This window comes from Streptococcus sp. SR4 (assembly GCF_000517725.1).
Classification (GTDB): domain Bacteria; phylum Bacillota; class Bacilli; order Lactobacillales; family Streptococcaceae; genus Streptococcus; species Streptococcus salivarius_F.
In genome coordinates this window covers 1-26,569 of the sequence record NZ_AZYW01000069.1, presented here as the reverse complement: position 1 = coordinate 26,569, position 26,569 = coordinate 1, and the positions used below count along the sequence as shown (strand labels likewise).

Genomic DNA, 26,569 nt, shown 5'->3' with positions numbered 1-26,569 from the left:
CAGTAATGATATTTTTCAATGTAGCAGTAGTTCTAAAGAGCTTGAAAACTTGAGTTCACATTAGTGAAATGAGAGGCTAGGAACAGTTTTTCGTTTGCATAACATTAGGAAAATATCAAAAATAAAAGGTATAAAAAATGACATACGAAGTTAAATCTCTTAATGAAGAATGTGGTGTTTTTGGTATCTGGGGTCACCCGGATGCTGCCAAATTAACTTATTTCGGACTTCACAGTCTCCAACACCGTGGTCAAGAGGGAGCAGGAATTCTCTCAAATGATGCGGGTCAATTGAAGCGTCATCGTGATATGGGGCTTCTCTCAGAAGTTTTCCGTGATCCAGCCAACTTGGATAAGCTAACTGGAACGGCTGCTATCGGTCATGTTCGTTATGCGACTGCTGGTGAAGCTTCTGTAGACAATATTCAACCATTCATGTTTAAGTTTCACGATGGACAGCTTGGTCTTGCTCATAATGGGAATTTGACTAATGCAGAGTCACTAAGACATGAGTTGGAGAAAAATGGAGCTATCTTAAACTCAACTTCTGACTCAGAAATCTTAGCTCACTTGATTCGCCGTAGCCACAACCCATCATTCATGGGTAAAGTAAAAGAAGCTCTGAGCACTGTTAAAGGTGGATTTGCTTATCTTCTTATGATTGAGGACAAGCTTATTGCAGCTTTGGATCCAAATGGCTTCCGTCCCCTTTCTCTTGGTAAGATGAGCAATGGTGCTATCGTGGTTTCATCTGAAACATGTGCCTTTGAGGGTGTTGGTGCAGAATGGATTCGGGATGTAAATCCAGGTGAGGTTGTTATCATCGATGATAATGGCATCACTTACGATACCTATACAACGGATACGCAATTGGCTGTTTGTTCGATGGAGTATATCTACTTTGCCCGTCCTGATTCAAATATCCAAGGGGTCAATGTCCATACAGCTCGTAAACGTATGGGTGCTCAATTGGCACGTGAGTTCAAACATGAAGCAGATATTGTCGTTGGTGTGCCTAATTCATCACTTAGCGCAGCCATGGGATTTGCGGAAGAATCAGGCTTGCCAAATGAAATGGGCTTGATTAAAAACCAATACACCCAACGTACCTTTATCCAACCAACACAAGAATTGCGTGAGCAAGGGGTTCGTATGAAACTCTCTGCCGTATCAGGTGTTGTTAAAGGAAAACGTGTGGTTATGATTGACGACTCTATTGTACGTGGGACAACATCACGTCGTATCGTTAATTTGCTAAAAGAAGCAGGGGCAACAGAGGTCCACGTAGCAATCGGTAGCCCAGCCCTTGCCTACCCATGTTTCTACGGTATCGATATTCAAACACGTAAGGAATTGATTGCGGCCAATCATACAGTTGAGGAAACACGCGAAATCATTGGAGCGGATAGCTTGACTTACTTGTCTATTGATGGATTGATTGATTCTATTGGAATTGACACAGATGCACCAAACGGTGGCCTTTGTGTGGCTTACTTTGATGGTAAATATCCAACACCATTGTATGACTACGAAGAACGCTATTTGGAAAGTTTGAAAGAACACACTTCTTTCTATTAAGAGCAGTGCAGAAGAAAAAAGAGGAAAAAATTATGTCTAAAAATGCTTACGCTCCACGTCTCACTACTGACTAAAAGCTAAAGCATTTGTCAGTAGACACTTTGCCCTATGGGGTCAAAGCTAGAGACCTGACTAGTATTTTTAGATAAAAAGATGGTTCATCTAAAAATACGTCGCACTCTTTCTCGAAAAAAGAAAAGGAATAAACAAATGACAAATAAAAATGCTTACGCTCAATCGGGTGTAGATGTTGAAGCAGGTTATGAAGTTGTTGAACGTATCAAAAAACACGTTGCTCGTACAGAGCGTGCAGGTGTCATGGGAGCTCTCGGTGGCTTCGGTGGTATGTTCGACCTTTCAAAAACAGGTGTCAAAGAGCCTGTTTTGATCTCAGGTACAGATGGTGTCGGTACTAAACTCATGCTTGCTATTAAGTACGACAAACACGATACTATCGGTCAAGACTGTGTCGCTATGTGTGTTAACGATATCATCGCCGCAGGTGCTGAGCCCCTTTACTTTCTTGACTACGTAGCAACTGGTAAAAATGAACCAGCTAAATTGGAGCAGGTCGTTGCTGGTGTTGCTGAAGGTTGTGTGCAAGCTGGTGCAGCCCTTATTGGTGGTGAAACTGCTGAAATGCCTGGTATGTATGGTGAAGACGACTATGATTTGGCAGGTTTCGCGGTAGGTATCGCAGAAAAATCTCAAATCATCGACGGCTCAAAAGTAGCTGAAGGTGACGTGCTTCTTGGACTTGCTTCAAGTGGTATCCACTCAAATGGTTACTCACTCGTGCGTCGTGTCTTTGCTGATTACACAGGTGACGAAGTCCTCCCAGAACTTGAAGGCAAAAAACTTAAAGACGTTCTTCTTGAACCAACTCGCATCTACGTCAAAGCAGCTTTGCCGCTCATCAAAGAAGAATTGGTTAACGGTATTGCCCACATCACAGGTGGTGGTTTCATCGAAAATGTACCACGTATGTTCTCAGATGACTTGGCTGCTGAAATTGATGAAAGCAAAGTGCCAGTTCTTCCAATTTTCAAAGCCCTTGAAAAATATGGCCAAATCAAACATGAAGAAATGTTTGAAATCTTCAACATGGGTATTGGTCTCATGCTTGCGGTTAAACCAGAAAATGTTGAACGTGTCAAAGAACTTCTTGACGAACCTGTTTATGAAATCGGTCATATTGTGAAGAAAGATGGCGCAAGTGTGGTGATAAAATAATGGCTAAAAGGATTGCTGTATTTGCCTCTGGCAACGGCTCAAACTTTCAGGTGATTGCGGAACAATTTCCAGTAGAATTTGTCTTTTCAGATCACCGTGATGCCTATGTCTTAGAACGTGCCAAAAATCTTGGTGTAGCTAGCTATGCCTTTGAACTCAAGGAATTTGACAATAAAGCAACTTATGAAGAAGCTATCGTCAAACTCTTGGAAGAGCACCAGATAGATTTGGTTTGCTTAGCGGGGTATATGAAAATTGTTGGCCCAACTTTGCTAGCAGCTTATGAAGGCCGTATCATCAATATTCATCCGGCTTATCTTCCTGAATTTCCAGGTGCTCATGGTATTGAGGATGCTTGGAATGCAGGTGTTGCCCAGTCTGGTGTGACTATTCACTGGGTGGATTCTGGTGTTGATACCGGTAAGGTTATCAAACAAGTCCGTGTGCCACGCCTTGAAGGTGATACCCTTGATACTTTCGAAACTCGCATCCACGAAACAGAGTACAAGCTCTATCCAGAAGTGTTGGATAGTTTGGGAGTTGCACGAAAATAAGAAAGCCCTAGAGCTGAAAGATAATTTTTGACTGTAGCAGCTAAAGAACTTTTTTAAAAAAGGAAAAGAAAGAAAATGACTAAACGAGCACTTATTTCAGTCTCAGACAAAGCGGGCATTGTTGAATTTGCCCAAGAACTCAAAAAACTTGGTTGGGACATCATCTCAACTGGTGGTACTAAAGTTGCCCTTGACAATGCTGGGGTAGACACTATCGCCATCGACGATGTGACTGGTTTCCCAGAAATGATGGACGGTCGTGTCAAGACTCTCCACCCAAATATCCACGGCGGTCTCCTCGCTCGTCGTGACCTCGATAGCCACCTTCAAGCGGCTAAGGACAATAATATCGAATTGATTGACCTTGTTGTGGTAAACCTTTACCCATTCAAGGAAACCATCCTTAAACCAGACGTGACTTACGCTGATGCGGTTGAAAATATCGATATCGGTGGGCCATCAATGCTTCGTTCAGCAGCTAAAAACCACGCTAGCGTAACAGTTGTAGTAGACCCTGCTGACTATGCTGTTGTTCTTGACGAATTGTCAGCGAACGGTGAAACAAGTTACGAAACTCGTCAACGTTTGGCAGCAAAAGTATATCGTCACACAGCTTCATACGACGCTTTGATTGCGGAATACTTCACCGCTCAAGTGGGTGAAACAAAACCTGAAAAACTCACTTTGACCTATGACCTCAAGCAACCAATGCGTTACGGTGAAAACCCTCAACAAGACGCAGACTTCTACCAAAAAGGTTTGCCAACAGCTTACTCAATTGCTTCAGCTAAACAACTTAACGGTAAAGAATTGTCATTCAACAATATCCGTGATGCTGATGCCGCTATCCGTATCATCCGTGATTTCAAAGACCGTCCAACAGTTGTGGCTCTCAAACACATGAACCCATGTGGTATCGGTCAAGCTGACAACATCGAAACAGCTTGGGACTATGCTTATGAAGCTGACCCAGTATCAATCTTTGGTGGTATTGTAGTCCTCAACCGTGAAGTTGACGCTGCGACAGCTAAGAAAATGCATGGTGTCTTCCTTGAAATCATCATTGCACCAAGCTATTCTGATGAAGCGCTTGAAATCTTGACAACTAAGAAGAAAAACTTGCGTATCCTTGAGTTGCCATTTGACGCTCAAGACGCTAGTGAAGTGGAAGCAGAATACACAGGTGTTGTTGGTGGTCTCCTCGTTCAAAACCAAGACGTTGTTAAAGAAAGTCCAGCTGACTGGCAAGTGGTTACTAAACGCCAACCAACTGAGACAGAAGCGACAGCTCTTGAGTTTGCTTGGAAAGCTATCAAGTATGTCAAATCAAATGGTATCATCGTGACTAACGACCACATGACACTTGGTGTTGGCCCAGGTCAAACTAACCGTGTGGCTTCAGTCCGTATCGCCATTGAGCAAGCTAAAGACCGCCTTGACGGCGCTGTTCTTGCTTCAGATGCCTTCTTCCCATTTGCGGATAACGTGGAAGAAATCGCCAAAGCAGGTATTAAAGCTATCATTCAACCGGGTGGATCAGTACGTGACCAAGAGTCAATCGAAGCTGCTGATAAACATGGTTTGACAATGATCTTTACAGGCGTTCGTCACTTCCGTCATTAAGAACTTACAAAGCATCCAAGAAATTGGATGTTTTTTAAATCCCTTAAGCTTCCTTTAAGCTCTCCAAGTTATACTAATACCATCCTAAAAAACTTTTCTTTTTCATAATTCTCCTAAGAGCTCAGCACTAGCTGGGCTTTTTTATTTCAGAGTATCAAAAAAACAACCGTTCTCACGATTGTTTAATAAAATTAAACCTTTTCAAGGACAGACTGGGTTACCCAGGTCTTGCGATTTCCGATTTGGACGAGGACGCCATCGCTAGGTGGGTCAATGGCTAGCACTTTGAAGTTACCTGGAATAGTAAAGGTCTCACCAGGATTGAGGTACTGGTCTGATGTTGGATTACCCTGTCCATCAACTTCAATAACAGGTCCAGGATCAACGATATTGTGTTTAGTTGGTGTACCTCCAGCTAAATCTTGGCTAGTGATGGTATTTCCTGACACAGACGTGACACGGAAAGTTCCTGAGAAGCGGACTGTATCACCAACTTTGATAGAAGAGTTAGTAGAATTTCCATTTTGGGCTCCTGGTTCGAGGTCTTTAAAATGGATATAGCCAGACACCTGACTCTTATGGAAGCTACGTTTGTGGTATTTCTCAGGACCTTGACCCGCATCGTAGTTGTACTCCTCAATGGTCACCTGATCACCATGAACTTCTGCAACCCAAGCGACATGCCCCATGTGCCCCGCTCCATTGACACCAGCTGAGAACCAGGCGATGCTCCCTACGGCAGGATTCATGTCAACGCGGTGGCCATTGGCACGTGCGATGCTGCCCCAAGTGATGGCATTTCCATACCCTACAGGCAGAGTGAAACCGTTGGTGTTGCTGAGACGATAGGCTGCAAAGGATGTACACTGACGCCAGTACATGGTCCAAGGATCCACGCCAAAGCCACCATATTTCCAAGAGGAAGGGTAGTCATCCCCGAGGACAGCCGCCTGAGCAGAGCTGCCACACGAAACCGAAACAGTCACTAGACAAGCTAGCGGTAAGAGACAATTTAGTATTTTTTTCTTCATTTTAACCTCCACCTACCTATTCGCAGTTTTTCAGGAAAATGAAGATATTTTTGCGTTTAAGCCTCCCTTAAGCTGCTCAGGATATACTATCATCAATCCTAAATAACTTTTTTCATTTTCATAATCTCCCAAGAGGTGGTCCAAGTGGCTGCCTTTTTTGTGTCCAAATTTGGATACACACCCATATCTCCGAACAAATATGTTATAATAGTTATGTATAATTCGTGAAAATTGCTAATTTTTCCGAATGATTGTCGTTAACGGGCATTTGCCCCTAGTCTTATTTGATATTGAGGTATCTTTCAAATGAAACTTTTGGTTGTTGGTTCTGGCGGTCGTGAACATGCGATTGCCAAGAAATTATTGGAGTCTAAGGACGTTGAGCAAGTTTTCGTGGCTCCTGGTAATGACGGGATGACATTGGACGGTCTTGATTTGATCAATATCGGAATTTCCGAACATTCTAAGCTGATTGACTTCGCAAAAGCGAACGATATTGCTTGGACCTTTATCGGTCCAGATGATGCTCTTGCAGCTGGTATCGTGGATGATTTCAATGCGGCTGGACTCAAAGCCTTTGGTCCGACAAAGGCTGCGGCTGAGCTTGAGTGGTCTAAGGATTTTGCTAAGGAAATCATGGTCAAGTACGACGTTCCGACAGCAGCCTATGGCACATTTTCAGATTTCGAGGAAGCCAAGGCCTACATCGAGGAAAAAGGCGCTCCAATCGTCGTCAAGGCAGACGGCTTGGCCCTTGGTAAAGGTGTCGTCGTTGCGGAGACAGTGGAGCAAGCCGTCGAAGCTGCTCACGAGATGCTTTTGGACAATAAATTCGGTGACTCAGGTGCGCGTGTGGTCATCGAGGAATTCCTTGACGGGGAAGAGTTCTCTCTCTTTGCCTTTGTCAATGGGGACAAGTTCTACATCATGCCAACGGCTCAGGACCACAAACGTGCTTATGATGGCGACAAGGGTCCTAACACTGGTGGGATGGGTGCCTATGCGCCAGTTCCTCACTTGCCACAGAGCGTGGTTGACACAGCGGTTGACACTATTGTCAAGCCAGTTCTTGAAGGTATGATCAAAGAAGGTCGTCCTTACACTGGTGTCCTTTACGCTGGACTTATCTTGACAGCTGATGGCCCTAAAGTCATCGAGTTCAACTCACGTTTTGGTGATCCTGAAACACAAATCATCTTGCCTCGTTTGACATCTGACTTTGCACAAAACATCACTGACATTTTGGAAGGCAAAGAGCCAGCCATCACTTGGACGGACAAGGGTGTGACACTTGGTGTGGTTGTAGCCTCAAACGGCTACCCACTCGCTTATGAGAAGGGTGTCAAACTTCCAGCCAAGACAGAGGGTGACATCATCACTTACTATGCTGGTGCTAAATTCGCTGAAAATGGCCAAGACCTCCTCTCAAACGGAGGACGTGTCTACATGCTTGTCACAACAGCAGATACCGTCAAAGATGGCCAAAACATTATCTACAACGAACTCAACAAACAAAACACAGAAGGCCTCTTCTATCGAAATGACATTGGTAGCAAAGCTAACAAATAATTGCCGACCGTAGGTCGTAAAAGGCGAGCGAAAGCGAGCTAATGAGCGACAATCACCACTGTTGTGAAAAAACGATTGGCTTTATTAGCCAATCGTTTAGGGAAATCGGAAGACTTAAGGCTTCCGATTTAGGCATGAGACACCTTTGGTGGCTGCTGCCGTCCCTCACAACCTAAGGTGATTGTCAAAAAAGGAAGAAAAAGGAAAAATTATGACTAAACCAGTAATTTCCATTATCATGGGCTCAAAATCCGACTGGGCAACCATGCAAAAAGCCGCTGAAGTCCTCGACAACTTCGGTGTTGCTTACGAAAAGAAAGTTGTTTCCGCACACCGTACACCGGACCTCATGTTCAAACATGCCGAAGAAGCACGTAGCCGTGGCATAAAGGTCATCATCGCTGGTGCGGGTGGCGCTGCTCACTTGCCAGGTATGGTTGCTGCTAAAACAACCCTTCCAGTCATTGGTGTGCCAGTCAAATCACGTGCTCTTAGCGGTGTGGATTCGCTCTACTCTATCGTTCAGATGCCAGGTGGTGTACCTGTCGCAACTATGGCTATCGGTGAAGCTGGTGCGACTAACGCTGCCCTCTTTGCCCTCCGTCTCCTCTCAGTAGATGACAAGGCCATTGCGGATGCGCTTGCTAACTTTGCTGAAGAACAAGGAAAAATCGCAGAGGAGTCTACAAATGAGCTCAACTAAAACCATTGGTATCATCGGTGGCGGTCAGCTCGGTCAGATGATGGCTATCTCAGCTATCTACATGGGCCACAAGGTTATCACCCTTGATCCTGCAGCAGATTGCCCATCTTCTCGTGTGTCTGAGGTTATCGTGGCCCCTTACGACGATGTAGATGCCCTTCGTCAGTTGGCGGACCGCTGTGACGTTCTCACTTATGAGTTTGAAAATGTCGACGCTGACGGCCTTGACGCTGTCATCAAAGACGGTCAACTTCCACAAGGAACAGACCTGCTTCGTATTTCACAAAACCGTATTTTTGAGAAGGACTTCCTCTCAAACAAGGCTAAAGTGACCGTTGCCCCTTACAAGGTCGTAACATCTAGCCTTGATTTGGAAGATATTGACCTTTCTAAAAAATACGTCCTCAAGACAGCGACAGGTGGTTACGATGGCCACGGTCAAAAAGTCATCACATCAGCTGACGATTTGGAAGAGGCAAATGCCCTCGCTAACTCAGCCGAGTGTGTCTTGGAAGAGTTCGTTAACTTTGACCTTGAAATTTCAGTCATCGTGTCTGGTAACGGTAAGGATGTGACGGTTTTTCCAGTTCAGGAAAATATCCATCGCAACAACATCCTCTCTAAAACCATCGTGCCTGCTCGTATTTCTGATAGTCTAGCTGAGAAAGCTAAAGCCATGGCTGTGAAGATCGCTGAACAACTTAACCTCTCGGGTACCCTCTGTGTGGAAATGTTTGCGACAGCTGATGACATCATCGTCAACGAAATTGCACCACGTCCACACAATTCAGGGCACTACTCAATTGAAGCTTGCGACTTTTCACAGTTTGACACGCATATCTTGGGCGTTCTCGGAGCGCCACTCCCAGCAATCCACCTCCATGCGCCTGCTGTCATGCTCAATGTCCTCGGCCAACACGTCGAAGCAGCTGAGCGTTATGTCACAGAAAATCCAAGCGCCCACCTCCACATGTATGGTAAACTAGAAGCGAAGCACAACCGCAAAATGGGTCATGTGACTTTGTTTAGTGATGAACCAGATAGTGTGGTTGAGTTCGGGAAAGGAATTGATTTTTAGGTGAAAATAGCAATCCTAGGACTCGGAGTCATTGGAACGACTTATGGCTATGCTTTTCAAAAAGCAGGTCATCAAGTAGAACATGTCCTTAGAGACAGTAAGCGGAATAATGCTCCCAAATCCCTCTCAGTTGATTTGCTAGATGGTCGCTATCATTCCAAGGGTGAAAACAAACACGACACCTATGAGGTTCATGTGGCGGAATCTGTTTTGGAATACGATTTTATTTTTCTCAGTGTGCGTCATGGTTTTATCAAAGAAGCCGTGGAAACCTTGCGAAAAAATAATATCAAAGGCACCCTCGTTTTCTTCTGCAATTTCTGGAATACACGAAAAGATGTCCAAGAGTGGGCAGGGGACTACGACTATATTTTAGCTTTTCCGATAGCTGGAGGTCACATGCAGGAGGACCATTTGGATGGTGTCTTGTTTGACCATTTAATGCTAGAAGGTGAGCAAAAAGCACACATTTCTAACTATTCTGATTTGACGACTTTGCTGAGTTCTGCAGATTTGAAGTGGGAAGTTCCTCATGATATGGTCGAGTGGATTTGGATTCACATGGCGATTAATGCGGGTGTTACTTCGACAGCTGCACGTTCAGGAAATTTGGAAAATCCAGAAGAATTGGCTTTGAACTTGATGAATAGTTCTTCGGAATTATCATTGGCCATTAAGGCCATTCGAGAAGCTTTGAAAGTCGTAGAAGCGCGTGGCGTGAATTTGAAGCTTTACAAAGCCGAACTCTTGCCATACAAAATTCCCGCTTGGATTGCAGGAAAAGCCATGAAAATCATGTTTGCGAAAAATGAGCTGACCCGAAAAATCATGACCTTACACAATGATAAACAGGACATCTTCTATTGTTGTCAAAGTGTCTATAAGACTGGTCAGGAGTTAGGTATTGAGATGCCCATTCTGGAAGCAAATATGAAGGGAATTTCGATTTAGGAGATTTTATGATTCAACTCATCGTCAACGCATTTGTTGAAAAAGATAAGACTGGAGCAGTCGTCGAAGTCTTGTATGCTAGTAGCAATCACGAAAAAGTGAGAGCTAAGTATGAAGAGTTGGTTGCTCAATATCCTGAAAACTATTTAGCTATCTATGATTTGCCGATGGATACTGATTTGAATAAACTAGATCACTATCCATCAGTGTGGATTGGGAAAGAGGAATTTGAATAAAGCGACAGTTGGTTGCTAACTGATGTAAAACATCAAAAGAATATTGCATATAAAACTAAAAAAGAAGCGGACATAGGATTCCATTAATTTGAGCTCAAACGTCCAATCTTTGATAGAATAAATAAAAAAAGAAAGGAACAAGGGTACTCGTATTCACAAAAACTGAATACGGGCTACGGACTTGGTCAAAAAGATAGTTTTTCCTAGAAGCTGGCGCTTCTTCGTCTAAACTACTATTTTGACTGTGTCCGCTTAACGCCCTTAATATCTTAATTATGATCGAACGTTACTCTCGCCCTGAGATGGCGAACATTTGGACTGAAGAAAATAAATACCGTGCTTGGCTTGAGGTGGAAATCTTGGCTGACGAAGCATGGGCTGAATTGGGAGAAATCCCTAAGGAAGATGTGGCTTTGATCCGTGAAAAAGCAGACTTTGACATCGACCGTATTCTTGAAATCGAGCAGCAAACTCGTCACGATGTGGTTGCTTTCACACGTGCGGTTTCTGAAACGCTTGGTGAAGAACGTAAGTGGGTTCACTATGGGTTGACTTCTACTGACGTGGTAGATACTGCCTATGGTTACCTCTACAAACAAGCCAACGATATCATCCGCAAGGACCTTGAAAACTTCCTTAACATCATCGCTGACAAAGCGAAAGAACACAAGTTTACCATCATGATGGGGCGTACCCACGGTGTGCACGCTGAGCCTACAACTTTTGGTCTTAAATTGGCTACTTGGTACAGCGAAATGAAGCGCAACATCGAACGTTTCGAGCATGCGGCTGCTGGTGTGGAAGCTGGTAAGATTTCTGGTGCGGTTGGTAACTTTGCCAACATCCCACCATTCGTTGAAAAATACGTCTGCGACAAACTTGGTATCCGTGCTCAAGAAATCTCTACACAGGTGCTTCCTCGTGATCTTCACGCTGAGTACTTTGCAGTTCTTGCGAGCATTGCAACATCTATCGAGCGTATGGCAACTGAAATTCGTGGTCTTCAAAAATCGGAACAACGTGAAGTGGAAGAGTTCTTTGCGAAGGGGCAAAAAGGGTCTTCAGCAATGCCTCACAAACGTAACCCTATCGGTTCTGAAAATATGACAGGTCTTGCGCGTGTTATCCGTGGTCACATGGTAACAGCTTATGAAAACGTAGCCCTTTGGCACGAACGTGATATCTCTCACTCATCAGCTGAACGTATCATTGCACCAGATACAACTATCTTGATTGACTACATGCTTAACCGTTTCGGAAACATCGTTAAGAACTTGACAGTCTTCCCAGAAAACATGATCCGCAACATGAACTCTACATTTGGTTTGATCTTCAGCCAACGTGCGATGCTTACTTTGATTGAAAAAGGCATGACACGTGAGCAAGCTTACGACCTTGTTCAACCTAAGACAGCCCAATCATGGGATAACCAAGTAGACTTCAAACCACTTCTTGAATCAGATCCAGAAGTAACATCACGCCTCACTCAAGAAGAAATCGACGAAATCTTCAACCCTGTTTACTACACGAAACGTGTTGATGAAATCTTCGAACGCATCGGTTTGGGTGACTAATCTAAACAAAATAACAGAAAGCAGGTTTGCCCTGCTTTTTTTGATGGTGACATTTATGTCACTAGTTTTGTTTCCTTTTCAGCCTTATAATAGGGTCATGGCAAGAAAACTATCAGAAAGGAGAAGTTAGTAATCTTAAAAGGACGACTCAGCTATTTACCGGAACTTAGCCTCTTAATAGTAAGCATTGCTTATAATATCACCCGCATCATGAATGATCTAGGAAGTATTAAAGCCCTCTCTTGGTTTTTAGATATGGATATTCCTAGTGGTTCCTTACTATTACTTATTTTGCTTATTATTTTAAAAAGTGACAAAGGATAATAATCTCTTAAGCTACTTTTAAGTTTATTAAGATATATTATAACCATCCTAGTAAGGCAGCTAGCTTTTGTGAGCTAGAGGTAACATAATTTTTTTCATAACAAATCTCCCCGAAGAAAGTCTAGAAATCTAGGCTTTTTTCTTCTTTTTTGAGGTTTTATTAGGATATTTTAAGAAAATACTTGAAAACCCTTCCAAAACAAGGTAATATAGTTATATAAAGATTCTATTGGACAAGCGGTCACCTTGGAGGATTAGGAAGAAGAGGTTGGGAAGCCTGTACAATCGTATCTTTTCAGCGGTCTTTGGACTACTGTGAAAATCCCTTAGGGGATTTTTTTCTGCGATTTAAGGTTTCTTTAAGGAATGCAGGTTATACTTTAAGTCTCCTAAATAACTTTTACTGAACGCCGTTCAGTAAGTCTCGTTGGCTTACACTTTTTGTAGAACAACGAACTTTTCTTTTTCATAATCTCCAAAAGAGCTCAACACGATGTGTTGAGTTCTTTTTTTGGCAATAAAAAAACGCCCTTAGGCGTTTTGAATATGGCTTACATCTCGTCTGGAGCTTCAACACCGAGAAGGCGAAGGGCTTCTTTGAGGACTGTTGCTGTTGCGTAGCAAAGAGCCAAACGGCTGTCACGTTCTGGGCTTTCGTCCAAGATACGTGTGTGCGCATAGTATTTGTTAAAGGCTTGAGCCAAGCTGATAGCAAATTTAGCAACGATAGATGGTTCAAAGTTGTCTGATGCACGGTTGATGATACGTGGAAAGTCTTGGATGAGTTTGATGATTTCCCAGCTTTCAACGTCGTTTAAGCTGTATGTAGCATCTGCAGATGGTGTGAAGTTAGCCTTGCGCAAGATAGATTGGATACGAGCGTGTGCATATTGAACGTAAGGTCCAGTTTCTCCCTCGAAGGATACCATGGCATCAAGGTCGAAGTCGTAACCATTCATACGATCTGTTTTAAGGTCGTAGAATTTGATAGCTCCGACACCGACAGCATGAGCAACAGCTTCCTTGTTAGGCAAGTTTGGATTCTTAGCTTCGATTTGAGCTTGGGCACGGTTAACTGCTTCAGCGATAGTTGGCTCAAGCAAGATAACGTTACCTTTACGAGTTGACAATTTCTTACCGTTCTTAGTTACGAGACCGAAGGCAACGTGAGTCATGTCGTCAGACCAGTCGTAGCCCATTTCTTTAAGAACAGCTTTCAACTGTTTAAAGTGAGCAGATTGTTCATTACCAACTACATAGATGGCTTTGGCAAAGTCATAAGTACGTTTACGGTAGAGGGCAGCAGCCAAGTCACGTGTGATGTAGAGTGTCGCACCATCTGATTTTTTGATGAGGGCTGGGTGTTCGATACCGTATTTTTCAAGGTTAACCACTTGGGCACCTTGAGATTCTTGGAGAAGTCCTTTTTCTGTCAAGATGTCAACGACTTCATCCATCTTATCATTGTAGAAGGCTTCACCATTGTAGCTATCAAAAGAAACACCGAGTTCATCGTAAAGACGGTTGAATTCCACCAAGCTTTCGTCACGGAACCATTGCCAGAGGGCAGTTGCTTCCTCGTCACCAGCTTCCAATTTACGGAACCATTCACGAGCTTCTTCGTCTACAGATGGGTCTTCTTCAGCTTCGGCATTGATACGCACATAAAGTTGAAGGAGTTCGTTGATAGGGTTAGCTTTGACAGCTTCCTCGCTACCCCATTTCTTATAGGCAACAATCAGCATACCAAACTGTTTACCCCAGTCACCCAAGTGGTTGATACGGACTGGTTTGTAGCCTTGTTTAGCTACGATGTTGGCAAGAGCATCAGCGATAACTGTTGAACGCAAGTGACCGATAGAGAAAGGTTTAGCGATGTTAGGACTAGACATATCAAAGGCGATGTTACGTCCGTGACCGATGTTTTGGTCAGCGTAGTGGCTGCCTTGAGCGATGACTTGTCCAAGAACGTCCGCTGAGATTTTTGATTTATCAAGGAAGAAGTTGATGTAAGGACCAACAGCTTCAACTTTTTCAAAGTTTGAGGCATCGATTTTTTCAGCGATGTCTGCTGCAATCATTTGAGGAGCCTTGCGCAAGACTTTAGCCAATGAGAAGGCAGGAAAGGCGAGGTCCCCCATGTCAGCGTTTTTAGGGGTTTCAAGCAGATTTTGAATGTTTTCTTGTTCCAATTCAGGAACAACTTTGGCAATTTCTGCTGCAATGAGTTCTTTAGTATTCATAGGTACTCCATTTCAAATCTTGTCATTCATACCTATTTTACCATTATTTTAGTTAATAGGGTAGGGACAAGAAAGCATCTATTAGGAAGAATTCCATGAAAAAATACAAAAATTCTGTTATAATATGCAAAGAATATACATAAAAAGAGGAAAGATAATGAAGAGAGATCGTCAAGCTGTTATCAAACAGATGATTTCAAGAGATAAGATTGGGACACAAGAGGAAATTAAGCAACGCTTAGAGGCGGAAGGTATCACGGTTACTCAGGCTACCTTGTCACGTGACTTGCGTGAGATTGGCCTCTTGAAGCTTCGTGATGAAGAAGGCAGACTCTACTATAGTTTGTCTGAGCATGTGCTTCCAAGTTTGGACCCTACGGTTAAGGACTATGTTAAATCAGTTTCCCGTGCTCAGTTTATGCTGGTCCTTCACACGGAGTTGGGTGAAGCTGATGTTTTGGCCAACTTAATTGACAGTGATGGCAATCCTGAAATTTTAGGAACCGTTGCTGGGGCAGATACTCTATTGGTAATCTGTAAGGATGCTGTGGTTGCTGAAAAATTGGAAAGCGAGTTTCACTGATGAATACTCCTCATCAGGATCTCCAAAAAGCCAAAGAAGAGTTAATCGACCTCCTCAAACACCATGAGGCGGTTCTTGCTTTTCAAGAGGCTGAGAAAGCTATTGGACAGGTCCCTCAAATCAGTCATCTAGCTGGACAGATGAAGGCTTATCAACAAGAAGCAGTGCTTTTTCAAAAAATTGAGAAACAACGTGCCTATGAGGAGGCAGGTGAGCAAGCAGATTTGATTCAGCATGAGTTGGAAAATTTGCCTATTGTTCAGGACTACCGTCAAAAAATGCAGGATGCCAGTGACTTGATCCAATATGTGACTAAGTCTATCGAAGAAAGGATTAACGAGGAGTTAAGACATGGCTAAGGAAAAAATATCTCCAGGAATGCAGCAGTATTTGGATATCAAGGAAAATTATCCAGATGCTTTTTTGCTCTTCCGTATGGGTGATTTTTACGAATTATTTTATGATGATGCCGTTAAGGCTGCCCAGATTTTGGAAATTAGCCTAACCAGTCGTAATAAGAACGCCGATAATCCCATTCCTATGGCTGGTGTTCCTTATCATTCAGCTCAAGCCTATATTGATGTCTTGGTTGAGATGGGGTACAAGGTAGCCATTGCTGAGCAGATGGAGGATCCTAAACAGGCTGTTGGTGTGGTTAAGCGTGAGGTTGTTCAGGTTATCACCCCAGGAACAGTGGTTGACAGTTCTAAACCTGATAATGCCAATAATTTCTTGGTAGCCATTGACAAGGCTGGAAGTCGATTCGGCCTAGCCTATATGGATGTGTCAACGGGTGAATTTTTTGCGACAGAATTGGATGATTTCAGTTCTGTTTGTAGTGAAATTCAGAACCTTAAGGCACGTGAAGTAGTGCTTGGTTATTATTTACCTGAAGCTGATGAACAAGTTTTGGTGAAGCAACTCAACCTTCTACTTTCCAAGGAAACAGAGGTTTACGATGATGTCCACTTGATTGACACTAGCTTGACAGACTTGGAAAGCAGTGTAGCGGGTAAACTTCTCCAGTATGTGCACCGTACTCAGATGCGTGAATTAAGCCATTTACAAAAGGCACAGCACTATGAGATTAAGGATTACTTGCAGATGTCCTATGCGACCAAGTCGAGTTTGGATTTACTGGAAAATGCTAGAACAGGTAAGAAACACGGTTCTCTTTTCTGGCTCCTGGATGAAACCAAGACAGCTATGGGAATGCGTCTCTTGCGTACTTGGATTGACCGTCCTTTAGTGAATCAGGCTGCCATCATGGAGCGCCAGAATATTATCCAAGTTTTCTTGGACAATTTCTTCGAGCGTAGTGATCTGACTGAGAGTCTTAAAGGGGTTTACGATATTGAGCGACTGGCCAGTCGTGTTTCCTTTGGAAAGGCTAATCCTAAAGATTTGATTCAGCTAGGTCATACCCTAGCTCAGGTTCCAGTTATTAAGGCGATTTTGGAGTCTTTTGATGACGAGGCCTTGTCACGTCTTTTACAAGAGCTAGATGCTCTGCCAGAATTAGAGAGTCTGATTCGGTCGGCTATTGATCCCGATGCTCCAGCAACCATTACAGAAGGTGGTATTATCCGTGCTGGTTTTGATGAGACCTTGGACAAGTATCGCAAGGTGATGAGCGAGGGGACGTCATGGATCGCAGACATCGAAGCCAAGGAACGTGAAGCGTCTGGTATTGCAACACTAAAAATTGATTATAACCGTAAAGATGGTTATTACTTCCATGTGACCAACTCTAACCTTAGCTTGGTTCCTGACCATTTCTTCCGCAAGGCAACCCTGAAAAACTCAGAGCGTTTTGGAACTGCCGAGTTGGCTAAGATTGAAGGTGAGATGCTTGAGGCACGTGAAAAGTCATCAACGCTAGAGTATGATATTTTCATGCGTGTCCGTGAGCAGGTTGAACGCTATATTGACCGTTTGCAATCTTTGGCTAAGGCTATTGCGACAGTCGATGTGCTTCAGAGTTTGGCTGTTATAGCAGAGACTAATCATTATGTTCGTCCTGTGTTCAATGATGAACATCGTATCGTTATTGATCAAGGTCGTCATGCGGTGGTTGAGAAGGTTATGGGTGTTCAGGAATACATTCCAAACACGATTACCTTTGACAGTCAGACCAATGTTCAGCTCATTACTGGGCCAAATATGAGTGGTAAATCTACTTATATGCGTCAGTTGGCCTTGTCAGTCGTTATGGCTCAGATGGGGTCTTATGTGCCAGCAGATAGTATTGATTTGCCAGTTTTTGACGCCATCTATACACGTATTGGTGCTGCAGATGACTTGATTTCAGGTCAGTCAACCTTCATGGTTGAGATGATGGAGGCTAACCAGGCAATTAAACGGGCAACACTTAATTCCTTGATTATTTTTGATGAGTTGGGGCGTGGAACAGCCACCTACGATGGTATGGCTTTGGCCCAGTCTATCATTGAGTTTATTCATGACAAGGTTGGGGCTAAAACCATGTTTGCTACCCATTATCATGAGTTGACAGCCCTGTCAAATACTTTGACACACCTTGTCAACGTTCATGTGGCGACACTTGAAAAGGACGGAGAGGTGACTTTCCTTCACAAGATTGTCGATGGCCCAGCCGATAAATCTTATGGTATTCATGTGGCTAAGATTGCAGGTTTACCAGCAGATTTACTGGAACGTGCTGACACCATCTTGACACAATTAGAGGGCGAGACAGTTACCATCCGACCTCAGGAAAAGGTATCGCCTCAAGAGAAGCCAGCCACTGAAACACATGTCAACGAGCAAATCTCTCTCTTTGATGATTTTACTGAAAATCCGGTTCTTCAAGAGTTACGTGATTTGGACATTTACAATATGACACCGATGCAGGTCATGATGGCTGTAGCGGATTTAAAACAGAAACTATAAAAGAAGCTTGTCGATTGACAGGCTTCTTGTCTTTTATAGGTGTTTCAATTCTTTGTTGAGTTGTTCAATATCCTTTTTCATTTTCCAATAAGAGAAGACCCAAACGAGGAGATAGATAAGGCTGAATTCAATGACTAGCTCCAAGTAGAAAGTTAAACGTAGAGGGAACCATCCGCTGAGGGTAGCTAGTGGAATGAAACCTAGACAGGTCAAGGCGTAGTGAGTGAGGGTTGCACGAAGTAAACTCCACTCAGCCTTACGGAAAATATAACTAGCGACTTCAAAGAGGATACCGATAGCAAACCAAGTGATGAGGCAGTAGGCCAATACCAAAGATCCGTGAACCTGATGTGACGTTATCCATTGTCCAATGGCTGAGTGAGGATTTAGTGGCATGTAGCTTGGTGCCCAGATAAGAGACATAATCATGGATACGACAAGTCCGATAAGGATGCCCTTTGTGCCTGATTTAAAAAGTTGCTTTTTCATTGTAATTTCTCCTTTATTGCTTTGAGGTAACGGCGTGATGAGTAGGTGGTTTCCTTGTTTTTAAGGTGAATTTCAACGAGGCCGTTAGGGGTAATGTTGAAGCGTTCAATTTCTTTGAGGTTGACAATCTCTGATTGTGAGATTTTGATAAAGTAAGATGGCAGTTTTTCTAAAACTTGATAGAGACGTAAGCCTAAGTGGTACTCTCCTTGAATAGTTTCAGCTAGAACTTGACGATTTTCGATGTAGATTCTGGAAATAGCATTAGACTCGATGAAATAAGTTTCGCCATCTTTTTTTCCTTTGAGTCGTTGGTTATCATCCAAACTTTCGACAAACTCGACCACTTGCTGAATCTTGGGCGTCCGACTAGGTGCCTGAATCTGCAACATTTCTTCTTGAAATACCGAGTCAATCTGAACTTTTATTTTCATAACTATCCTTTCTTATTGGTAATTGAGGAGGCCTCCTCCCTTTCACACCTTTATTAAACACTATTTACTAGTCCACAGCAATAGCGTTTGTCTATGTGGTCCTATGTGGTGTCTAAGTGGTTGAAAATATTTTCGAAAACCCCTATACTTAATGAAAACGTACTGACGAGGTAATCACATGAAATCTATAATGAAATGGCTAGCAGGAATTTTTCTTGCCTGCAGTCTGATTTTGAGCTTTTTTACACCTTTTGAAAAGGCACTAACACTGAACTTGCTCTTGCTTTATTTCTTTGTGAAGCAGTTTATGGATTCGACAAGCTCACCCAAAACCTACCAATGGATTTTCCAAGTCATCTATCTCTTGATTTTTTCTGGGCTCATTTGGTTCAACCTTCGTCATGGGGATATGATTGTTATAGCCACAGCCTTATCTTGGCTAACAGTTGTGTGTGAGTTATGGCTTTATAGGAAGCATCAGTAACAGTTAGAAACAATGATCTCTCAACCTTTTAGAAGGGAAAATAATAATTATGCCAAAAATCATCGAATTACCTGAGGTGTTAGCCAACCAGATTGCTGCTGGTGAGGTCGTAGAGCGCCCAGCCAGTGTTGTTAAAGAGTTGGTGGAAAATGCTATTGATGCAGGCAGCACCCAGATTACCATTGAAGTTGAAGAATCAGGCCTCTCAAAAATTCAAATCACAGATAATGGCGAAGGAATGGCTCAAGCTGATGTGGCCATGAGTTTGCGCCGTCATGCAACAAGTAAAATCAAAAATCAAGGAGATCTCTTTCGTATTCGAACCCTTGGTTTTCGAGGTGAGGCCCTACCATCAATAGCTTCTATCAGCCACCTAACTATTGTGACAGCAGCGGATGGAGAAGCCTATGGGACTAAACTGGTTGCTAAAGGTGGAGAAATTGAGAGTCAGGACCCTATTTCAACACCAGTTGGAACAAAGATTACCGTTGAAAACCTATTTTATAATACCCCAGCTCGTCTCAAGTATATGAAGAGTTTACAGGCTGAGTTGGCTCATATTGTCGATGTTGTCAATCGTCTGAGTCTAGCTCATCCCGAGGTTGCCTTTACCTTGCTTAATGATGGTCGTCAGTTGACACAGACATCAGGTACTGGAGACCTCCGTCAAGCTATTGCTGGTATTTATGGTTTGACAACGGCTAAAAAAATGGTGGAGATTTCAAATTCTGACCTTGATTTTGAAGTTTCTGGATATGTTAGTCTCCCTGAGTTGACCCGTGCAAATCGTAACTACATCACGATTCTCATTAACGGACGTTATATTAAAAACTTCCTGCTTAACCGTGCTATTTTTGATGGTTATGGTTCTAAACTCATGGTAGGACGCTTCCCTATTGCGGTTATTGATATTCAGATTGATCCTTATTTGGCTGATGTCAATGTTCACCCAACCAAGCAGGAAGTACGTATTTCTAAAGAAAAAGAGCTCATGGCCCTTATCAGCTCTGCCATTGCTCAAAGCCTTAGAGAGCAGGATTTGATTCCTGATGCCCTTGAAAATCTAGCCAAGTCTAGTACCAGAGGTGCAGCTAAGCCAGTTCAAACCAGTCTTCCACTCAAACAAACCAATCTTTACTATGATAGCAGTCGTAATGATTTCTTTGTCAAACCAGAGACAGTCCAAGAAGATATCAAACCTCTTATATCGGAGTCAGAGTCTCCAGTTTCATTGGTAGAAAACAAACCGCAACCTTCTGTTAAACAGGCACAGCGTTCAGCAGATGAAGGTGATAGCGAACACGAAAAACTTGATTATAAAAACAAGTCGAAAATGAAGCGCATGCTTGAAACTCTGGACAATGAGGAAACATCAACCTTCCCTGAATTAGAGTTTTTTGGTCAAATGCATGGAACCTATCTCTTTGCGCAAGGACAAGGCGGACTTTACATCATTGACCAGCATGCTGCCCAAGAACGTGTCAAGTATGAGTACTATCGCGAAAAGATTGGTGAGGTTGACAGCAGTTTACAGCAGCTTTTGGTTCCCTATCTCTTTGAATTTTCAGGTTCAGACTACATTAGTTTACAAGAAAAAATGTCCCTTCTTAACCAGGTTGGTATCTATTTAGAGCCTTATGGGAACAACACTTTCATTCTTCGTGAACATCCTATCTGGATGAAGGAAGAAGAGATTGAATCAGCGGTCTATGAAATGTGTGACATGCTTCTTTTGACGAATGAAGTGTCTGTTAAGACCTACCGTGCTGAGTTGGCCATCATGATGAGTTGTAAACGTTCAATCAAGGCCAATCATGCTCTTGATGATTACTCTGCGCGTGACCTCCTAGTACAGCTTGCACAGTGTAAAAATCCCTACAATTGCCCTCACGGACGTCCAGTACTTGTCAACTTTACCAAGTCTGATATGGAAAAAATGTTCCGTCGTATCCAAGAAAATCATACGAGTCTACGTGACCTAGGGAAGTATTAAAACTTTTTTTGGTCTTGCTTTACGAATAGGAATGTTAGATTTATAATAGTGGTGAAGACGAGGAATCTTCTAATGTTTTAGCGGATTATTGTAGGATGATTGCCTGATTTTTAAGTTAGGAGGTATAGTGATGAGACACCTAACAAAAACTAATAAACACTTTTTACTTGTTGACTTAACATTTTTAGCGACTAGCTTGATTTTCTATATTTTGGCCTGGTTAGGTCAACCAAGTTTGGAGAATACTCTCGTAAATGTTTCTAGCATTGCCTTTACTTTAGGCGTTGTAACATATATTCTATTAGGTCTAAAGATGATTACAGATACTTTAAAGACGAGTAGTCATCCTTAAAATAGAGCAAACAGAATCCACTTTCGAGTGGATTTTTTGTTACAATAGTACAGCAGTGCTTGAGATGACAAAATAAACACTCAAGACAATTATCTTACAAGTATAAAATGATAAAGCAAACCATTGAAGAAACGAACGAGAAAGGAAATCACACGCCATGTATGATTACATCAAGGGAACTCTAGTGAAAATTACCGCCAAGTATATTGTTATAGAAGCAAACGGCTTAGGTTATATTGTCACTGTAGCGAATCCATATAGTTTTTCTGACCAAATGAATCAGACTATCCAAGTCTATCTTCATCAGGTTATTAGAGACGATGCCCACCTTCTTTTTGGTTTCCATACTGAAGATGAAAAAGAGGTCTTCCTTAAGCTTATTTCAGTTTCTGGAATAGGTCCGACGACTGCCCTAGCCATTGTTGCTGTAGATGATAATCAAGGCTTGGTTGCTGCTGTTGATAATAGTGACATCAAGTACTTGATGAAGTTTCCAAAGATTGGTAAAAAGACAGCTCAACAAATGGTTCTGGATTTGGCAGGGAAATTTGCAGAGTTACCAACAGAAACGACCAAGACGACACCAAGTCAACCTGAAGGGAATCATCAATTGGATGAGGCTATGGAAGCCTTGATTGCTCTTGGTTATAAAGCCACAGAACTTAAGAAAATCAAGGCCTTCTTCGAAGGAACTAATGAAACGGCAGAGCAATACATTAAATCGGCTCTTAAAATGTTGATGAAATGAGGTAAGCAATGGTCAATCGTTGTCGTTGGGTTCCAACAAACAATAAATTATATTGTGATTATCATGACAAGGAGTGGGGAAAGCCTATTGGTGACGACCAAAAACTTTTTGAGCTGCTTTGCTTAGAAAGTTATCAGTCAGGGCTTTCTTGGTTAACCGTTTTAAATAAAAGACAGGCCTTTAATCGTGTTTTTCATGACTATAATATTGAGCGTGTTGCCCAGTTTAGCCTAAGTGAACTTGAAGATGCGCTTCAAAATCCAGACATCATTAGGCACAAACTTAAGCTAGAAGCAACCGTAAATAATGCCAAACAAGTACTAAAAATCCAAGATGAATTTGGCTCCCTGTCCCATTATTTTTGGCATTTCTTTGACGGAAAGCCCTTGATAAATAATGTACCCACATATAAGGACGTCCCATCATCAACTGCTTTATCCCAACAGATTGCCAACAATCTAAAAAAGAGAGGGTTCAAATTTTTAGGACCGACAACTATATATTCATTTTTACAAGCCGCAGGATTTGTGAATGATCATGAAAATAACTGTGACTTCAAATAAATGAGTGGATTTGATTGACAAGACGAGCAAAACATGTTAGTTTATAAACGAACATGTTTTTGAGATTATTTTACGAATAGTAATATAGGTGAACCAATGAAAGCTGAATTGATTGCAGTAGGAACTGAAATCCTAACCGGGCAGATCACCAATACCAATGCCCAATTTTTATCTGAGAAACTAGCTGAACTAGGAATTGACGTGTATTTTCACACAGCAGTAGGAGACAATGAAAGCCGCCTACTTTCAGTTCTTGATCAAGCCAGTCAGCGTAGTGATTTAGTCATACTTTGTGGTGGACTTGGCCCTACTGAGGACGACCTAACCAAGCAAACCCTGGCTAAATTTTTAGGAAAAGAACTCGTTTTTGATGAGGAGGCTAGTAAAAAACTGGATAGTTTCTTTGCTACTCGTCCTAAACACACACGAACGCCTAATAATGAACGTCAAGCACAAATTGTTGAGGGGGCTATTCCCTTGCAAAACCCGACAGGTCTTGCAGTTGGAGGGATTATTACTGCTCAAGGGGTGACCTATGTAGTCTTACCTGGTCCACCAAGTGAACTCAAACCTATGGTGAATCAAGAACTTATTCCAGCTCTTACTGAGAATCACTCAAGTCTTTATTCGAGAGTCCTAAGATTCTTTGGCGTTGGAGAAAGTCAATTAGTGACTATTCTGAAAGAGTTTATTGTTAACCAAACAGATCCAACCATAGCTCCATACGCTAAAGTGGGGGAAGTAACACTTCGCTTGTCAACGAAGGCTTCTTCGCAAGAAGAAGCAGATCAAAAACTAGATGTTTTAGAAAAACAAATTCGTTCGACTAAAACTCTAGATGGCAAATCCTTATCTGATTTCATTTATGGATATGGAGAGTCTAATAGTTTAGCCTTTGAAGCTTTTCGTTTGCTTAAGCACCATGGCAAGACCATCACTGCAGCTGAAAGCCTAACAGCAGGTTTATTTCAGGCTACTATTGCTGATTTTTCAGGAGCCTCACAAGTATTTAAAGGTGGCTTTGTTACTTACAGCATTGAAGAAAAAGCTAAAATGTTGGGTATTCCTTTGTCGCAACTAGAAGAACATGGTGTTGTCAGTCATTTTACTGCAGAAAAAATGGCTGAAGGTGCTCGAGCTAAAACAGATAGCGATTATGGAATTGCACTTACCGGTGTAGCTGGACCAGATTCCTTAGAAGGACACCCAGCAGGTACGGTATTTATTGGTATTGCTGATAGGAATCAAGTAAGGTCAATCAAGGTTGTTATAGGTGGAAGAAGTCGTTCTGATGTTAGATATATTAGTACCCTCTATGCCTTTAACCTAGTTCGCCAAGCTTTATTACAAGAAGACATAATTTAAGTTTGTCTTTAACGATAGAAAGAAGAGGAAAATAAGTGGCTAAGAAAACAAAGAAAACAGAAGAAATTACAAAGAAATTTGGAGATGAGCGTCGTAAAGCACTTGACGATGCTTTGAAGAATATTGAAAAAGATTTTGGTAAGGGTGCGGTTATGCGTCTTGGTGAGCGTGCAGAGCAGAAAGTTCAAGTTATGAGCTCAGGCTCGCTAGCTTTGGATATTGCTCTTGGTGCAGGTGGTTATCCTAAAGGTCGTATTATCGAAATTTACGGACCAGAATCATCAGGTAAAACAACTGTAGCCCTCCATGCTGTTGCTCAGACACAAAAAGAAGGCGGAATTGCTGCCTTTATCGATGCAGAGCATGCCCTTGACCCTGCTTATGCGGCAGCCCTAGGTGTTAATATTGATGAGCTTCTTTTGTCACAACCTGATTCAGGTGAACAAGGTCTCGAAATTGCTGGTAAGCTGATTGACTCTGGTGCAGTTGATTTGGTTGTTGTTGACTCAGTTGCAGCCTTGGTACCTCGAGCAGAAATTGATGGAGATATTGGTGACAGCCATGTCGGACTTCAAGCGCGTATGATGAGTCAAGCCATGCGTAAGCTTTCTGCTTCTATCAATAAAACAAAAACAATTGCTATCTTCATTAACCAATTGCGTGAAAAAGTTGGCATTATGTTTGGTAATCCAGAAACAACCCCTGGTGGACGTGCTCTAAAATTCTATGCATCAGTACGTCTTGATGTACGTGGAAATACGCAAATCAAAGGGACTGGTGATAAAAAAGACCAAAATGTTGGTAAGGAAACTAAAATTAAGGTTGTCAAAAACAAGGTTGCTCCACCATTTAAAGAAGCCTTTGTTGAAATTATGTATGGTGAAGGGATTTCCCAAACAGGTGAGCTTGTAAAAATCGCTAGTGACTTAGGCATTATTCAAAAAGCTGGAGCATGGTTCTCATATAATGGTGAGAAGATTGGTCAAGGGTCTGAAAATGCTAAAAAATATTTGGCAGATCATCCAGATATTTTTGAAGAAATTGATCATAAAGTACGTGTACACTATGGTTTAATTGAACCAGATGAAGAGGATATTGTTGAAGAAGCACAAGTTGAAGAAACATCTGATGAACTTGTTTTAGACCTCGATTCAACCATTGAAATTGAGGAATAAGTGTAAAAGAGCCGACGAGCTCTTTTTTCTTTGTTTTAATTCTAAATAAAAAAGGTCTATGATAATTGAAAAAGTCCCAAAGATTCAAAATAGGTCGCTAGACCGATTTCTTAAATCAAGGACAGTGATAAGATAATAGTATCATGTGACAGAAAGAGAGAATTAACATGATTAAGATTTATACAATCTCAAGTTGTACAAGTTGTAAAAAAGCAAAGACATGGTTGAACAACCATCAACTTCCTTATAAAGAACAAAACCTTGGTAAAGAACCACTTACAAAAGAAGAAATCTTAAACATCCTATCAAAAACAGAGAATGGTGTTGAAAGTATTGTTTCATCAAAAAATCGCTATGCTAAAGCTCTAAATTGTGATATCGACGAGCTCAGTGTCAGTGAGGTGATTGATTTGATTCAAGAAAACCCAAGAATCTTGAAGAGCCCAATCTTAATTGATGATAAGAGATTGCAAGTGGGTTATAAAGAAGATGATATCCGTGCTTTCTTACCACGTTCAATACGAAATGTCGAAAACTCACAAGCACGCATGCGCGCAGCTCTATAAAAAGTAAAAAAGGAGATTCTTGCGATCTTCTTTTTACGTTTACTCTGGCATAGAAAATAAGTATTGACATTAGTTCACAAACTTGATAGACTAATAAAGTCTTAAGGAATTTCTCCAGTAACAAAAAGTTTGAAAAAAACTTTAAAAAAGTTATTGACAAGACAAGTGAGAGATGATATTATAAATAAGCTGTTTCGCGAGAGATGGCCAA

The 26,569-nt window shown here is 42.1% G+C and carries 25 protein-coding genes and 1 pseudogene; 22 read left to right on the top strand and 4 right to left on the bottom strand.

Going from position 1 to position 26,569, the window contains the following annotated elements; translation table 11 throughout:
- Positions 1-137 precede the first annotated feature (137 nt).
- The 4 genes from purF (at position 138) to purH (ending at position 4,987) form a co-directional block, all read left to right on the top strand.
- Positions 138-1,577: an amidophosphoribosyltransferase gene (purF, locus tag HMPREF1519_RS09340; RefSeq protein ID WP_004181972.1), complete on the top strand. Its 1,440-nt coding sequence runs from the start codon at positions 138-140 to the stop codon at positions 1,575-1,577.
- Positions 1,578-1,787: 210 nt separating this feature from the next.
- On the top strand, positions 1,788-2,810 hold the full coding sequence (gene purM / locus HMPREF1519_RS09335; RefSeq protein WP_022495814.1) for a phosphoribosylformylglycinamidine cyclo-ligase: 1,023 nt from the start codon (positions 1,788-1,790) through the stop codon (positions 2,808-2,810).
- Complete coding sequence (gene purN / locus HMPREF1519_RS09330) at positions 2,810-3,364, top strand: phosphoribosylglycinamide formyltransferase (protein WP_037611977.1); 555 nt, start codon at positions 2,810-2,812, stop codon at positions 3,362-3,364. The genes purM and purN overlap by 1 nt, the downstream gene beginning before the upstream one ends.
- Positions 3,365-3,439: 75 nt before the next feature.
- Positions 3,440-4,987, top strand: coding sequence for a bifunctional phosphoribosylaminoimidazolecarboxamide formyltransferase/IMP cyclohydrolase (gene purH / locus HMPREF1519_RS09325; RefSeq protein ID WP_022495812.1), 1,548 nt, complete (start codon positions 3,440-3,442; stop codon positions 4,985-4,987).
- A 191-nt stretch (positions 4,988-5,178) separates the two neighbouring features.
- Here the strand turns inward: purH and HMPREF1519_RS09320 are convergent, their stop codons facing one another.
- On the bottom strand, positions 5,179-6,018 hold the full coding sequence (locus tag HMPREF1519_RS09320) for a CHAP domain-containing protein (RefSeq protein WP_022495811.1): 840 nt from the start codon (positions 6,016-6,018) through the stop codon (positions 5,179-5,181).
- Positions 6,019-6,324: 306 nt separating this feature from the next.
- On the opposite strand from HMPREF1519_RS09320, the gene purD reads away from it, so the two are divergent.
- The 7 genes and pseudogenes from purD (at position 6,325) to purB (ending at position 12,129) form a co-directional block, all read left to right on the top strand.
- Entirely contained in the window at positions 6,325-7,587 is a 1,263-nt protein-coding gene (purD, locus tag HMPREF1519_RS09315) for a phosphoribosylamine--glycine ligase (RefSeq protein ID WP_022495810.1), read from the top strand.
- A 118-nt stretch (positions 7,588-7,705) separates the two neighbouring features.
- Positions 7,706-7,768: pseudogene (locus tag HMPREF1519_RS10790) on the top strand (phosphoribosylaminoimidazole carboxylase); the annotation flags it as partial.
- Between the two features lie 30 nt (positions 7,769-7,798).
- Positions 7,799-8,290, top strand: a complete 492-nt coding sequence (purE, locus tag HMPREF1519_RS09310; RefSeq protein ID WP_022495809.1) for a 5-(carboxyamino)imidazole ribonucleotide mutase — start codon at positions 7,799-7,801, stop codon at positions 8,288-8,290.
- Positions 8,277-9,368 (top strand): 5-(carboxyamino)imidazole ribonucleotide synthase, encoded by a 1,092-nt coding sequence (purK, locus tag HMPREF1519_RS09305; protein ID WP_022495808.1) that lies wholly within the window; start codon positions 8,277-8,279, stop codon positions 9,366-9,368. The genes purE and purK overlap by 14 nt, the downstream gene beginning before the upstream one ends.
- On the top strand, positions 9,369-10,319 hold the full coding sequence (locus HMPREF1519_RS09300; protein ID WP_022495807.1) for a ketopantoate reductase family protein: 951 nt from the start codon (positions 9,369-9,371) through the stop codon (positions 10,317-10,319).
- A gap of 8 nt (positions 10,320-10,327) precedes the next feature.
- On the top strand, positions 10,328-10,555 hold the full coding sequence (locus tag HMPREF1519_RS09295; protein WP_004181931.1) for a hypothetical protein: 228 nt from the start codon (positions 10,328-10,330) through the stop codon (positions 10,553-10,555).
- Positions 10,556-10,830: 275 nt separating this feature from the next.
- Positions 10,831-12,129, top strand: a complete 1,299-nt coding sequence (gene purB, locus HMPREF1519_RS09290; RefSeq protein ID WP_002886310.1) for an adenylosuccinate lyase — start codon at positions 10,831-10,833, stop codon at positions 12,127-12,129.
- An 875-nt stretch (positions 12,130-13,004) separates the two neighbouring features.
- Here the strand turns inward: purB and argS are convergent.
- Positions 13,005-14,696: an arginine--tRNA ligase gene (gene argS / locus HMPREF1519_RS09285; RefSeq protein WP_002889584.1), complete on the bottom strand. Its 1,692-nt coding sequence runs from the start codon at positions 14,694-14,696 to the stop codon at positions 13,005-13,007.
- A 154-nt stretch (positions 14,697-14,850) separates the two neighbouring features.
- On the opposite strand from argS, the gene argR reads away from it, so the two are divergent.
- From argR to mutS, 3 genes are read left to right on the top strand one after another with little or no spacing between them, the layout of a single operon-like run.
- Complete coding sequence (gene argR / locus HMPREF1519_RS09280) at positions 14,851-15,279, top strand: arginine repressor (protein WP_170314548.1); 429 nt, start codon at positions 14,851-14,853, stop codon at positions 15,277-15,279.
- Positions 15,279-15,638, top strand: a complete 360-nt coding sequence (locus HMPREF1519_RS09275; protein ID WP_002889586.1) for a YlbF family regulator — start codon at positions 15,279-15,281, stop codon at positions 15,636-15,638. Before argR ends, HMPREF1519_RS09275 begins: the two co-directional genes overlap by 1 nt.
- Positions 15,631-18,189 (top strand): DNA mismatch repair protein MutS, encoded by a 2,559-nt coding sequence (gene mutS, locus HMPREF1519_RS09270; protein ID WP_022495806.1) that lies wholly within the window; start codon positions 15,631-15,633, stop codon positions 18,187-18,189. The genes HMPREF1519_RS09275 and mutS overlap by 8 nt, the downstream gene beginning before the upstream one ends.
- Before the next feature lie 33 nt (positions 18,190-18,222).
- Here the strand turns inward: mutS and HMPREF1519_RS09265 are convergent, their stop codons facing one another.
- Together HMPREF1519_RS09265 and HMPREF1519_RS09260 are read right to left on the bottom strand one after the other, a co-directional pair.
- Entirely contained in the window at positions 18,223-18,678 is a 456-nt protein-coding gene (locus HMPREF1519_RS09265) for a DUF3021 domain-containing protein (protein ID WP_014633774.1), read from the bottom strand.
- A complete protein-coding gene (locus tag HMPREF1519_RS09260) occupies positions 18,675-19,112 on the bottom strand; it encodes a LytTR family DNA-binding domain-containing protein (RefSeq protein ID WP_014633775.1) in 438 nt (145 codons plus the stop codon). Before HMPREF1519_RS09260 ends, HMPREF1519_RS09265 begins: the two co-directional genes overlap by 4 nt.
- A gap of 178 nt (positions 19,113-19,290) precedes the next feature.
- Between HMPREF1519_RS09260 and HMPREF1519_RS09255 the strand changes: the two genes are divergently transcribed.
- From HMPREF1519_RS09255 to spx, 8 genes are all read left to right on the top strand, one after another.
- The gene (locus tag HMPREF1519_RS09255) at positions 19,291-19,596 is read left to right on the top strand and encodes a hypothetical protein (RefSeq protein ID WP_002886319.1); all 306 of its coding nucleotides are present in this window, start codon (positions 19,291-19,293) and stop codon (positions 19,594-19,596) included.
- Between the two features lie 49 nt (positions 19,597-19,645).
- Positions 19,646-21,589 carry a DNA mismatch repair endonuclease MutL gene (gene mutL, locus HMPREF1519_RS09250; RefSeq protein WP_022495805.1) on the top strand — a complete coding sequence of 648 codons (1,944 nt, stop codon included), beginning with the start codon at positions 19,646-19,648 and terminating at the stop codon, positions 21,587-21,589.
- Between the two features lie 130 nt (positions 21,590-21,719).
- Positions 21,720-21,941, top strand: coding sequence for a hypothetical protein (locus tag HMPREF1519_RS09245; protein WP_022495804.1), 222 nt, complete (start codon positions 21,720-21,722; stop codon positions 21,939-21,941).
- A 157-nt stretch (positions 21,942-22,098) separates the two neighbouring features.
- On the top strand, positions 22,099-22,689 hold the full coding sequence (ruvA, locus tag HMPREF1519_RS09240; RefSeq protein ID WP_002886323.1) for a Holliday junction branch migration protein RuvA: 591 nt from the start codon (positions 22,099-22,101) through the stop codon (positions 22,687-22,689).
- 8 nt (positions 22,690-22,697) lie between these two features.
- The gene (locus HMPREF1519_RS09235) at positions 22,698-23,252 is read left to right on the top strand and encodes a DNA-3-methyladenine glycosylase I (protein ID WP_002886325.1); all 555 of its coding nucleotides are present in this window, start codon (positions 22,698-22,700) and stop codon (positions 23,250-23,252) included.
- 96 nt (positions 23,253-23,348) lie between these two features.
- Positions 23,349-24,617, top strand: a complete 1,269-nt coding sequence (locus tag HMPREF1519_RS09230) for a competence/damage-inducible protein A (RefSeq protein WP_014633777.1) — start codon at positions 23,349-23,351, stop codon at positions 24,615-24,617.
- A gap of 35 nt (positions 24,618-24,652) precedes the next feature.
- On the top strand, positions 24,653-25,792 hold the full coding sequence (recA, locus tag HMPREF1519_RS09225) for a recombinase RecA (RefSeq protein WP_002886327.1): 1,140 nt from the start codon (positions 24,653-24,655) through the stop codon (positions 25,790-25,792).
- A 167-nt stretch (positions 25,793-25,959) separates the two neighbouring features.
- Complete coding sequence (gene spx, locus HMPREF1519_RS09220; RefSeq protein WP_002886328.1) at positions 25,960-26,358, top strand: transcriptional regulator Spx; 399 nt, start codon at positions 25,960-25,962, stop codon at positions 26,356-26,358.
- The last annotated feature ends 211 nt before the right edge of the window (positions 26,359-26,569 follow it).

Coding starts and splice junctions, on each gene's coding strand:
- HMPREF1519_RS09230 (WP_014633777.1), top strand. CDS start 23,349: ATGAAAGCTGAATTGATTGCAGTAGGAACTGAAATCCTAACCGGGCAG.
- ruvA (WP_002886323.1), top strand. CDS start 22,099: ATGTATGATTACATCAAGGGAACTCTAGTGAAAATTACCGCCAAGTAT.
- purF (WP_004181972.1), top strand. CDS start 138: ATGACATACGAAGTTAAATCTCTTAATGAAGAATGTGGTGTTTTTGGT.
- HMPREF1519_RS09295 (WP_004181931.1), top strand. CDS start 10,328: ATGATTCAACTCATCGTCAACGCATTTGTTGAAAAAGATAAGACTGGA.
- HMPREF1519_RS09320 (WP_022495811.1), bottom strand. CDS start 6,018: ATGAAGAAAAAAATACTAAATTGTCTCTTACCGCTAGCTTGTCTAGTG.
- purN (WP_037611977.1), top strand. CDS start 2,810: ATGGCTAAAAGGATTGCTGTATTTGCCTCTGGCAACGGCTCAAACTTT.
- HMPREF1519_RS09245 (WP_022495804.1), top strand. CDS start 21,720: ATGAGACACCTAACAAAAACTAATAAACACTTTTTACTTGTTGACTTA.
- HMPREF1519_RS09265 (WP_014633774.1), bottom strand. CDS start 18,678: ATGAAAAAGCAACTTTTTAAATCAGGCACAAAGGGCATCCTTATCGGA.
- mutS (WP_022495806.1), top strand. CDS start 15,631: ATGGCTAAGGAAAAAATATCTCCAGGAATGCAGCAGTATTTGGATATC.
- purM (WP_022495814.1), top strand. CDS start 1,788: ATGACAAATAAAAATGCTTACGCTCAATCGGGTGTAGATGTTGAAGCA.
- purB (WP_002886310.1), top strand. CDS start 10,831: ATGATCGAACGTTACTCTCGCCCTGAGATGGCGAACATTTGGACTGAA.
- HMPREF1519_RS09260 (WP_014633775.1), bottom strand. CDS start 19,112: ATGAAAATAAAAGTTCAGATTGACTCGGTATTTCAAGAAGAAATGTTG.
- purH (WP_022495812.1), top strand. CDS start 3,440: ATGACTAAACGAGCACTTATTTCAGTCTCAGACAAAGCGGGCATTGTT.
- HMPREF1519_RS09235 (WP_002886325.1), top strand. CDS start 22,698: ATGGTCAATCGTTGTCGTTGGGTTCCAACAAACAATAAATTATATTGT.
- HMPREF1519_RS09255 (WP_002886319.1), top strand. CDS start 19,291: ATGAAATCTATAATGAAATGGCTAGCAGGAATTTTTCTTGCCTGCAGT.
- mutL (WP_022495805.1), top strand. CDS start 19,646: ATGCCAAAAATCATCGAATTACCTGAGGTGTTAGCCAACCAGATTGCT.
- HMPREF1519_RS09275 (WP_002889586.1), top strand. CDS start 15,279: ATGAATACTCCTCATCAGGATCTCCAAAAAGCCAAAGAAGAGTTAATC.
- spx (WP_002886328.1), top strand. CDS start 25,960: ATGATTAAGATTTATACAATCTCAAGTTGTACAAGTTGTAAAAAAGCA.
- purE (WP_022495809.1), top strand. CDS start 7,799: ATGACTAAACCAGTAATTTCCATTATCATGGGCTCAAAATCCGACTGG.
- purD (WP_022495810.1), top strand. CDS start 6,325: ATGAAACTTTTGGTTGTTGGTTCTGGCGGTCGTGAACATGCGATTGCC.
- argS (WP_002889584.1), bottom strand. CDS start 14,696: ATGAATACTAAAGAACTCATTGCAGCAGAAATTGCCAAAGTTGTTCCT.
- purK (WP_022495808.1), top strand. CDS start 8,277: ATGAGCTCAACTAAAACCATTGGTATCATCGGTGGCGGTCAGCTCGGT.